1 protein-coding gene is annotated in these 1234 nt (G+C 65.2%); it reads right to left on the bottom strand.

What is annotated here, in order from left to right:
- Positions 1-43: 43 nt before the first annotated feature.
- Positions 44-1234, bottom strand: a 1191-nt coding sequence (locus ACY48E_RS15980; RefSeq protein ID WP_462873240.1) for an IS256 family transposase, incomplete at its 5' end; no start/stop codon positions are given.

The raw sequence follows: 1234 nt of genomic DNA, 5'->3' as shown, positions 1-1234 counted from the left end.
GAGCTTGTCAAGATTCTTGTGTAAGGCGTTGTGTTCGTGTGGGTTAGAGGTAGGGGTTGATTCGGTCGGGGTAGGCCAGGGCGAGTTGGGCGAGAGCCTGCTTCCAGTTCGTGGTGATCTGGCCTTCGACGAGGCGTCCGGCGGCGAGGCGTTTGGCTCCGCGACCGACGCCGCGTTCCTTTTCCCGGTCGCGGGCTCGTTTGTCCTCGATGGTGCAGATCGCCAGCCACAGCAACTTGACCACTGCGACATCGTTGGGGAAGTGGCCGCGGTTTTTGATGATCTTGCGGAGCTGGTAGTTCAGGGACTCGATCGCGTTGGTCGTGTAGATCACCCGCCGCAGCATCGGTGGGAACGCCAGGAACGGGATGAACCGCTCCCACGCGTCGTCGAAGACCCGCACGGTGTTCGGATTGGCCTGTCCCAACGGTGTGGCCGCGAACGCGTCCAGAGCGGCTCTGGCCGCGTCGGCGTCCGCGGCTTGATACACCGTCTTCAACGCAGCGGCGACGGCCTTACGCTGCCCGTAGGCCACGAACCGCATCGCCGCTCGGATCAGGTGCACCACGCAGGTCTGGACCAGCGAATCGGGCCAGGTCGCCTCGATGGCCTCGGGGAACCCGGTCAGTCCGTCGCAGCACACGATGAGCACATCGGCGACGCCCCGGTTGGCCAGCTCAGCGCACACCCCCGCCCAGAACTTCGCGCCCTCGGTGGCCTGAATCCATATCCCCAGAACGTGTTTCACACCGTCCATGTCGACGCCGACCGCGATGTGGGCGGCCTTGTTCCGGACGTGCGCGCCGTCGCGGACCTTGACCACGATGGCATCGAGATAGATCACCGGGTAGAACGATTCCAGCGGTCGGCGCTGCCAAGCCAGGACCTCGTCGAGGACCTCGTCGGTGATCTTCGAGATCGTCTCCCGGCTGATCTCGGTGCCGATCGTCGACGCCAGATGGTGCTCGATATCGCGGACGGTCATCCCGCCGGCGTAGAGCGAGACGATCATGTCGTCCAAGCCCCCGACCCGCCGCGAGCCTTTCGGCACCAGGGTCGGGGTGAAGGTGCCGTCACGGTCGCGTGGGATCGCCAACTCGACGTCGCCGACACTGGTCGCGACCGTCTTCGCCGATGAGCCGTTACGGGAGTTGGCGTACAACGCGGCCTCGGGGTCGCCTTTGTCGTATCCCAGGTGCTCGCTGAGTTCGGCCTGCAAGCCCCGTTCCAGGCC

The organism is Rhodococcus sp. AZ1 (genome assembly GCF_054979605.1).
Note: the sequence above shows the minus strand (reverse complement) of the source record. Positions and strands in the feature narration are given on the sequence as shown.